This window comes from Limnothrix sp. FACHB-406, from assembly GCF_014698235.1.
In the GTDB taxonomy this organism is placed as follows: domain Bacteria; phylum Cyanobacteriota; class Cyanobacteriia; order CACIAM-69d; family CACIAM-69d; genus CACIAM-69d.
Map to the genome: position 1 here is coordinate 1 of NZ_JACJSP010000034.1, position 9,582 is coordinate 9,582.

At 55.1% G+C, this 9,582-nt stretch carries 8 protein-coding genes; 5 read left to right on the forward strand and 3 right to left on the reverse strand.

Translation table 11 applies throughout. The annotated features are described in order from the left end of the window. From H6G53_RS18380 to H6G53_RS18400, 5 genes are all read left to right on the forward strand, one after another. Nucleotides 1-696, forward strand: a 696-nt coding sequence (locus tag H6G53_RS18380) for a transposase (RefSeq protein ID WP_199309320.1), incomplete at its 5' end; no start/stop codon positions are given. Nucleotides 697-726: 30 nt separating this feature from the next. Further along, complete coding sequence (locus tag H6G53_RS18385; RefSeq protein WP_190535551.1) at nt 727-1,734, forward strand: 2-hydroxyacid dehydrogenase; 1,008 nt, start codon at nt 727-729, stop codon at nt 1,732-1,734. A 308-nt stretch (nt 1,735-2,042) separates the two neighbouring features. Further along, a complete protein-coding gene (gene crtR, locus H6G53_RS18390; RefSeq protein WP_099533522.1) occupies nt 2,043-2,945 on the forward strand; it encodes a beta-carotene hydroxylase in 903 nt (300 codons plus the stop codon). An 891-nt stretch (nt 2,946-3,836) separates the two neighbouring features. Then, nucleotides 3,837-4,034, forward strand: coding sequence for an NblA/ycf18 family protein (locus tag H6G53_RS18395; protein WP_099533531.1), 198 nt, complete (start codon nt 3,837-3,839; stop codon nt 4,032-4,034). 515 nt (nt 4,035-4,549) lie between these two features. Beyond that, nucleotides 4,550-5,236, forward strand: coding sequence for a lecithin retinol acyltransferase family protein (locus H6G53_RS18400; RefSeq protein WP_190354517.1), 687 nt, complete (start codon nt 4,550-4,552; stop codon nt 5,234-5,236). 54 nt (nt 5,237-5,290) lie between these two features. Here the strand turns inward: H6G53_RS18400 and H6G53_RS18405 are convergent, their stop codons facing one another. The 3 genes from H6G53_RS18405 to glyQ all read right to left on the reverse strand — a co-directional run bounded on the left by H6G53_RS18405 (nt 5,291) and on the right by glyQ (nt 9,358). Next, on the reverse strand, nt 5,291-7,648 hold the full coding sequence (locus H6G53_RS18405) for a ComEC/Rec2 family competence protein (RefSeq protein ID WP_190535553.1): 2,358 nt from the start codon (nt 7,646-7,648) through the stop codon (nt 5,291-5,293). 190 nt (nt 7,649-7,838) lie between these two features. After that, nucleotides 7,839-8,339 (reverse strand): DUF4079 domain-containing protein, encoded by a 501-nt coding sequence (locus tag H6G53_RS18410; RefSeq protein WP_099531918.1) that lies wholly within the window; start codon nt 8,337-8,339, stop codon nt 7,839-7,841. A 125-nt stretch (nt 8,340-8,464) separates the two neighbouring features. Next, complete coding sequence (gene glyQ, locus H6G53_RS18415; protein WP_190354519.1) at nt 8,465-9,358, reverse strand: glycine--tRNA ligase subunit alpha; 894 nt, start codon at nt 9,356-9,358, stop codon at nt 8,465-8,467. Between the last annotated feature and the right edge of the window lie 224 nt (nt 9,359-9,582).

The window sequence follows — 9,582 nt, forward strand, 5'->3', positions numbered from 1 at the left end:
TTGACACTTGCCTATGGCGAGTATTACCTGATCACCTCAACAGAAGTGCAACCCATTCAGTCCGAAAACCAAGGGCGGGTGGTTGCCTTAGATCCCGGTGTGCGCACATTCATGACCTTCTTTGCTGAGTCATCCTATGGATGGATTGGCAATGACTCGAACTTATTGATTCAAAAGCTGTGCTTCAAGCTAGATCGCCTGATTTCCAAAATCACCAAGGCTAAATCAGCTCAAAAGCGTCGCTTCAAGAAAGCCGCCGATCGCCTGCGTTCCAAGGTGCAACACTTGGTGAAAGAACTTCACCACAAAACCGCACGGTTCCTGACTGAAAACTTTGATGTGATTTTGTTGCCCAGCTTTGAATCTTCTCAAATGGTGAGCAAATCACGTCGAAAGATTAAGTCAAAAACCGTTCGACAGATGTTGACCCTATCGCATTACCAGTTCAAGAAACATCTGGAGTGGAAAGCTTGGGAGTTGGGCAAGATTGCCTTGACCGATATCAACGAAGCCTACACCTCTAAAACCGTTTCGTGGACAGGTGAAATCGTGAAGATTGGCGGCTCTCGGGTCATCAAGTCGAAAGTTGATGGGCGGTCAATGAATCGGGATCTCAATGGTGCTCGTGGGATCTTCCTGCGGGCATTGGTTGATACGCCTTGGTTGAGAGACCATCTCAACTTATGTATTTGTTAGCATCCGTTAGCAAAAAAGTATCGGAAACCTATGAAAGTTGCCGTTTTCAGCACGGAACCCTACGATCGCCAATTTTTGGATGCCGCCAACGCCAACGCTGGTCATCCCCACGAACTGGTTTACTTTGATACTCGCCTCGAAGCCCACACCGCCGCCCTTGCCGCTGGATTTCCCGCCGCTTGCATTTTCGTGAACGATGACGGAGGGCCCGAAACCCTCAAACTTCTGGCCGACAACGGCACAAAACTGATCACCCTTCGCTGCACGGGCTACAACAACGTTGATCTGCGTGCCGCCCAAGACTGTGGCCTCACCATTGCTCGCGTCGCGGTCTATTCTCCCTACTCCGTGGCCGAGCATGTGGTGGGTTTGATCCAATCGCTCAACCGCAAGCTGCACCGAGCCTATAACCGCGTGCGGGACGATAATTTTTCCCTCAATGGCCTGTTGGGCTTTGATCTTCACGGCCGGACTATCGGGATTGTGGGAACGGGGAAAATCGGCTTGATTTTGGCTCAAATCATGACCGGCTTTGGCTGCAAGGTGCTGGGCTATGATGTCTATCCCAACGCCCAATTTGAAGCGATCGGGACGGCCCGCTATGTCTCCTTGCCGGAGCTGTTTGCCCAGTCAGACATCATTTCCCTCCATTGCCCTCTGACCCACGACACGCACCATCTGATCAGCAAACAGGCGATCGATCAGATGAAGCCCGGCGTAATGCTAATCAACACCAGTCGCGGCCAATTGGTGGACACCAAAGCCGCGATCGAGGGCATCAAATCGGGTCAAATTGGCTATCTGGGCATCGATGTCTATGAACAAGAGGCCGAACTCTTTTTCCGTGACCTGTCCGACACCGTGATTCAGGACGATACCTTCCAGTTGCTGCAATCGTTCCCGAACGTGATCATCACCGCTCACCAAGCCTTCTTTACCCGCGAAGCCTTGGGGGACATTGCTCGCACCACCATTGAAAACCTCACCGCCTTCGAGCAACACCAACCGATCGCCAATGAGGTGCGCCTTCCTGATTAGGGATCACGGCTGATCGATCACGACTCGGGTTCTTTTCTGCCCTTCTCAGTCATTGCCTTCAGTGTTAATTGATCAGGGGCGTGCAGTTGTGCGCCCTCTGCGCCCTCATGGATTTGGCCCATGCTGAGCAATCGGATCCATCAGCATTGCCCTGCACCGGTTGGCCGAAACTTGCCGGACTTTGCAGGTTTGAAAGACCAGCCTTTAGAGAAATACAACAATTGGTTAAAAAGGATTGCGGGTTGTTGCCGTATCATTCTTAGAAGTATTTTTAACAAACCATAACGTTTCTCAGCCAAGGAGCGACCATGACGATCGCGGTGGCCCCCGAGCAGCCCACGACCGCAGTGCAGCACGTTCCGCGAGAATATCTCGACCCACCCCAGGAACTGTTTAACCCCACGCTGCTAATGATGGTGGCCGCCACCGCAATTGTGGTGCTCTCCGTCTGTGGCTATTGGCTATGGCACTGGCCGGACTGGATTTGTTTTTGTGCCAATGTGCTGGCGATGCACCTGTCGGGAACCGTCATTCACGACGCATCCCACAACGCCGCCCACAAATACCCGATCGTCAATGCCATCCTGGGCCACAGCAGCGCCCTGATGTTGGGGTTTGCGTTTCCCGTGTTCACGCGGGTTCACCTGCAACATCACGCCAACGTCAACGACCCCAAAAACGACCCCGATCACTTTGTTTCCACCTGCGGGCCCCTGTGGTTAATTGCACCCCGGTTTTTCTATCACGAAATTTTCTTCTTCCAACGCAAGCTTTGGCGCAAGTATGAGTTGCTGGAATGGTTTCTGAGTCGGATGGTGCTGGTGGGCATTGTGTGGGCCGGCATCCATTGGGACTTCATTGGCTATGTGATGAATTTCTGGTTCTCGCCCGCGTTGGTGGTGGGTTTGGCCCTGGGATTGTTTTTTGACTATCTACCCCATCGGCCGTTTGAGGAGCGCAATCGCTGGAAGAATGCACGGGTCTATCCGAGTGCTCTGCTGAATTGGTTGATTTTGGGGCAAAACTATCACCTGATTCACCACCTTTGGCCCTCAATCCCCTGGTATCACTACAAAACGGTTTATGAACGGGTGAAGCCGTTGTTGGATCAGAAAGGATCGCCGCAGACGCTGGGCATTCTGGGAGACCAAAAAAATTTCTGGAATTTCATGTATGACGTGTTCTTGGGCATTCGTTTCCATCGCCACTGAGCCAGGTTGAGCCAGGTTGATGAGCAATATCGGGCGGTATTGAGCGATATTGAGCGATCGGGAAACAAGAGCCAGGCTCAGATCAGCATGATTTGTCAGGAAACCCGGGTATTCATCGCTAATTGATGACTAATTTGCTGATTTGATCCCGATAAATTTCTGATTAATTCCTGACGACTTCCCGATCGATTGCTCAATCTCAGTTCCGTCTCAGTTCCGTCTCAATCCCCTGTCTGGCGATCGTCAATGCCAGGCAGGGGTTGCTTTTTGACCCGATCGCTCCTGGGATCCGGCTCGGGGGCCGAGCTGTTGGGTGGATGGGTTGGTTCAACCCATTGGTTGCTGATTGGTTGCTGGCTCTGTGCTCTTTGTTGGCCACAAGCATTTTGCCTCGGAAAAATTCGCTACACCATTAGCACTTCCCCGATCGCCCCCTGTGATCGGGTTGTGGCCTTGGGTTGCGGATGCAGTACCCTGCTGCCTTGCCCTCTTCTCCCGAAGCCATTTTCAGACCTGCGCGATCGATGATTGCAACCGGGAAAAATGGAACCAATCGCTCCAACATTACGCGGTCACAGGTTTTGGCTCCCTGCTAGGGCGATCGGGACAATGTGCCCAGCCATCCGGATGGCCGGTCGCTGTGATGGGAACCATGAGGAAATGCAATCAGTCTTTGGATGAAACTGTATGCATTTTGTCAAACACTCGTTACAAGATGTCATAATCTAAAGAGCAGATAGGTCATTCAACCTTGACGTTGCCCCACCCATGGGGATCAAGGCTGAAACCAACGACCATCTGCGGTGCGATCGAGCCGAATCCCTACGACGACACAACAACTCGGCGATCGCGCGGGACTTCGCAACCGCTACACCCAGTGAGGTGACTACCATGGATCATTCATTTGAATTGAGCCTCGAACAGCAGTTCAACATCCGCTCCTTCGAAAGTCAGGTAGCCCACATGAGCCTTGAGCAGGCCCAGCAATTCTTGGTTGAGCTGTATCGCCAAATGATCGTCAAAGAAACCATGTACAAGGAGTTTCTGAAGCATGAGTGGGGTCTCGGCGAGCGTTTTCAAGCGCCCTAGGCCAGCGCCCTAGCGGTTCTCATCCGCTGCAACCCGATCGACTCGGTGCGAGCTGCCTCCGTCTCCTGCTCTGTTCCCGCTGTGAACCGAACTGGGGGTGTTGGGGTAACGCTCTCCCACCCAAGGCCAAAGGGTTGTCCCCGTTCCGAGAATCGAATTGCTGAGCTTGGCTGCTGACTCTCTGCGCCGACCTGCCCACAGCCCTCTGGTTCAAACGCTTCCGAACACCACCCCACAATGTCATGTTGAATGGTTTGCCTCCTAAGAACACCGGGCCCGGCACCCGAAAGTTATTCCGAAAGTCCATAAAGAACGCTAGCTTGGAGGGGATACGATTTCGATCGAATCCCCTCTTGGCTTCAGGGGCTAAGGGGCGGTGGTAACTGTTCTCGATCGCTACGTTGATCATCGCTACGTTGGCCACTGTCGGTGATCACTCCCGATCGCTGTAGCGGTGGTGATCCGCTTAACTCGTAGTTAGTTGGTTTTAAGGTTTGGTACGAGGATTTTGACCCATGGCGTGGGGCGACCAAATTTACGTGATGCGATCTCTGGCCGGGTTGCAAAGTGCCTATGAGCATCACGGGATTGATTGTGGTGATGGAACCGTGATCCATTACTCCAAGCGCGGTGAAGTGCCCAAGGTGACGCGCACATCCTTGCTGGAATTTGCCAGCACGCAACCGGTCACCGTGAAGCGCTATGCCACTTGCTATTTGCCCGATGCGACGATCCAGCGCGCGGCCAGTCGGTTAGGGGAAACAAAATATAGCCTGCTGCTGAATAATTGCGAGCATTTTGCCACCTGGTGCAAAACGGGCCGGGCGGTGAGTCATCAAGTACAAGACTTTTTGCCTTTTCTGGAAAAAGCGGATCCCGATTGGGTTGATCAGGTGCTGCATCAGCCTACGGAGTCGGGGGATGAGCAGGCCCAGGTGCAGGCTATTCTCGATCGCGCCTTGGCGGATATCAAACCGGTTTGGAATAATTTGCAACCGCAATACAACCGGGCTGTGGATGAGCTGCGGGATTGGCATGAGGTGGCGTTGTTGGCCATGCAGCAAGGGAGGGAGCCGGTGGCGCGGCGGGCGATCGCCCGGAAGTTGGCGGCCAAAGAGCGGGCCCAAACCCTCAAGACAGATCTCGATCGGTTGGCGGAGATGACTGAAACATTGCTGCGGAACGCTAAAAAAATCTCATAATCCACTGCGCGACTCCGTTAAATTCTGGAGCGTTGAAGCCTTGATCGCTGAAGCCTAAAGCGGTTGGTCGCTGGGGATGCTGTCTAGGGCAGCCCGCCAACCTTGATTGGCAGTCCAGGTGATGGCTCCGTCTTCGCCGGTTTGGTAAAGTTGCGCCCGCTGCGATCGCAAGAGGGGGGTAACGGTGGGTGCTAGTTCACGGGTGGAGGCGATCGCCCAGCGGGGTTGCAAAGCGGCCACCAGTTCCGGGGCGAGGTCTTGACCTGGCCACCAAAGACCAGTGACCGATCTCACCTGTCCCGTTTGGGCGAGCAGTTTTTGTTGAGCGACGGAACAATTGCCCAGGAGAAACCAGCGCTCTTTCCCCAACTCTAAGGTTAAGGCAGGGGCGATCGGGTCAATGACTGTGAGGTTGGCGCGGCCCATGCGCAAGGTTTGACCGGCTGTCAGGTTGCTGTAGCGACCGTTGCGAACCCGAGCAGCACTGACCATGGCTCGATCGACATTAGAAGCGGCCGTTTGTAGCGGTTGATCGTATAGGTTGGCGATCGGTTGTTGTTCCAAGATTCGCAGCCACCCTCGCCGTCGATCGGGGCGATCGCTCATCACCACCCCAACTTCAATGCGGTTAATGCCCTGTTGGCGCAAGAAGGGCAACACCGTGAACTGAGCTACGGGTAAGTCTCCGGCTCCCGCCAGCAACAAGCGCCCTCCATCCCGCACAGCTAACATCGGTTGGCTGCCCGCATCCAGAACGGTGGCCGTGAGTTCCCCGCTGCGAGCCAACCAACCGGGCCCGATCGCCACCACTAAAGCCCCGATCGCCACTAGGCCCCAACGATTGGCCCGCTGAAACCAGGGCCATTGCCAAACGGCCACCAGCAGGAGATATAAAACCAACAACTGCCCGATCGAGATTGCTCCCACGGCGATCGCGCTGCCTGGCCAACTGGCGATCCATTCTCCAAAGGTCAACAATCCCCGCACGGGATAAACCAAGCCGCTGGCCAACCAGTTTCCCAAGGGGGGCAACAGGCCAATTGCCACCGCTGCAATCAACCCCGCCACCGTTAACACCGATACCCAAAGACTGGTCAAGGCTGAGGCGATCGGCCCATAGACAGAAATCTGATAAAAAGCCCACAGTTGCACTGGAATCGTCCAAATTGTCGCCGCCAGGGCTGAGGCGATCGGTTCCGACGCAAACTCCGGCAGCCAGCTCAACCGCTGGGCGATCGCCGTCGCCGACACCACCAGCCCCAAAGTGGCCAGCACACTAAACTGAAATCCCAAGTCCCAAATCCAGAGCGGGTTCCAGCACAACATCACCACCACCACCGCCAGCAACGCGCCTAAGGAATTCACTTGGCGCTGTTGAGCCATCCCCCATAGAACCGCTGCCCCCATCAACCCCGCCCGCAGCACGGAGGGACTGGCCCCCGCCAGCCAAACATAACCCCCGAGCAAGATTCCACCCCCGATCGCCACCGCCAAGGGCAAGGGGCGCACCCGAATCAACCCTAAAAAGACCCCCAAAATCACCACAATCTGAAACCCAGATGCAGCCAACATATGGGACAGGCCAGCTCGCACAAAAGTGGTTTGTAGATCTGCGGGCAAGTCCACGGCCAGCCGACCCAAAATCAAGGCTCCCAGAAACGCGCCTTCCGGAAATCCCATCACCTTGACTAGGGATTGCACCAGGCGCTTGCGCACCATTTGCGGATTGAAGGCACTGAGGCTCCACCAAGAATCTGGTTGCACCGCCCCATCAATGGTCTGAACCGTTTGCCCAGAGATCCCTGCAAAACTACCTTCCCGCTGCAAATACCAAGCAAAGTCAAACCCGCCGGGGTTAGTGGGCCGTTGCGGTCGATATAACCGTCCCGTCACTTCCACCATCTGACCCGGTTTCAGCCCCGTTGCTTGGAGCAGAGGAACCGTTGCATAGACTCGGCCCGTAACGCTCTGGGCCAGATTTTGGGGGGGTGGGTTGATGGCGGGGCCGGTGGCCGTTGGAATTTGCAGCAATTGCGTGGATTGCAACCAAAATCTGGCTTTGCCGGATTGGGTGATTTGATAAGCCGAGTCCACTTGACCCCGAACGGTGGCCAGCTCGATCGCCTGGCCGGCCTGTTCCAAACGGGCGATCGCGCGGCTAATGTCATCCGTGCCCGGCTGTGGCAGTCGCCATTGCAAATACAGCGTCGCCATCAATCCCACACAACCTGCCACCACCCAAAACAAGGGCTTCAAGCTCGGGTCAAGCCAGGGCAACCGCCGGGCGATCACACTCGATCGCACCCCCGCCATCACCAGCCCCAAGCCCAGCAACCACAACCCGCCACCCGGCAGTCCCCAGACCAGCAATCCCGCCACAAATGCCAACCCCAAAATTGCCGGCCCCGTCATCGTTGCTTCAGCTCCTCGTTGTGAAATCCTCGTTCTGAAACCAGGAAGCGATTAAAAAGGGCGATCGAGTAGACATCCTGCCACCCGATCGCCCCAATTCATGACTCGGTCAAGTGCCAGTCTGTAACGCACCAGCACCCTGCGCCCGTGCTCAGACTAGCCATCGAACCCATTCCCGATCGCCAATGGCTTACAGCGACAGGCCCAACCGCAATCCGAAAATTGCATGGAGCACCATGACTCCAAACGCCAACGACCCCAAATACGCATGGGCCGTCCGCAATGCCGGTTGGCCGCCCCCAAACTTCGACATGGAAATTGCACCATTAGCACCCAACAACCCCAGCACCAGCGTCCCCGTCCAGAAGTGGGGGCTTTCCAGAATCGGCTTCTGTTGCATGATCAGCGACAACAAACCGCCCGAGTAACCCATCGCCATAAACGTCGTCATCCAAAGAGCCAAGCGCTTATGGCTCGTCAGCATTGTGACCTTTGCATCACTCGGCTCTGTCAGGCGGCCCTTCCAGCCCATCACGACCGCCGCAGTTCCCATCGCAAACATCACAATCCCCATCATCAGTGGGTGGCCCCAATGGGTGACTGGTTCCGGCAAATTCATTCCCCGAAACTGAGCCGCGATCGGCTCCAGAATCTCCGTCAGCCGGTCTGCAACCGTCGAAAGCAAATCCATTCTCCTCGTCCTCTCTCAAAAGCGGCTCATCGAGACCTAATAGCCAGGCCCATCAGTCCTTTCGAGTATAAAGACTTTCGCGATCGCCCCCTTTCCCTAACCCTTGCTCTCTGCCCTCGAAACCTTTAAACCTTCGTCAACACCCCAGCCGTCGATCGGCACAGCGGAAACCCCATCTCCTCTCGCCGCTCCACATAAAGCTTCGCTACCTGCCGCGCCATCCCGCGAATGCGGCCGATATAGCGCGTTCGCTCCATCACCGCAATCACCCCCCGTGCGTCCAACATATTGAACGTGTGCGAGCACTTCAGCACAAAATCCAACGCCGGAATCGCTAAACGCCGCTCAATCAGTTGCAGCGCTTCCTTCTCATACAACCCAAACAGCGCAAACAGCATCTCTGGATCCGACGCTTCGAAATTGTAATGGCACTGCTCAATTTCTCCCTGCATGTGGACATCGCCATAGAGCAGCCGGTCATTCCAACGAATATCCGCGATCGCACTCACCCCTTGGAGATACATCACCAACCGCTCCAAGCCATAGGTAATCTCGATCGACACCGGATCGCAATCCAAACCACCGCACTGCTGGAAATACGTAAACTGCGTCACCTCCATTCCATCCAGCCAAACCTCCCAGCCCACACCCCAAGCGCCAACCGACGCATCCTCCCAGTTATCCTCCACAAACCGCACATCGTGATCCTCCGGGCGAATTCCCAACGCCCGCAGCGAATCCAGATAGATCTCTTGGATATTGTCCGGCGACGGCTTAATCAGCACCTGGTACTGGTAGTAGTGCTGGTAGCGGTTTGGATTCTCCCCATACCGCCCATCCGTCGGCCGGCGGCAAGGCTCCACATAGGCAACCGACCAAGGTTCCGGCCCCAGCGCCCGTAAAAACGTATGGGGATTTTTCGTACCCGCCCCCTTCTCCGTATCGTAGGGCTGACCAATCAAACAGCCCTGACCTGCCCAAAACCCATGCAGCGTCGCGATCGCATCCTGAAAAAACACTGCCGAATCCTCCTTATCCACTCAGTCATCCATAAAACAGCGCGCCCCGATCGTACCGATTCTGGGGCGCGCCTCATATCTAAATAAAAAATCGAAGAAAATTTATTCGTTCAAAGCATTGCCGTAAGGGAGTTTGGGGAATTTGGGGAATGTGCGCGAAAATTTTTTTTCAAAAAGTGTTGACAAGTTCGAGAAAGGTTGTTAATTTAATAAAGCGCTGAGGG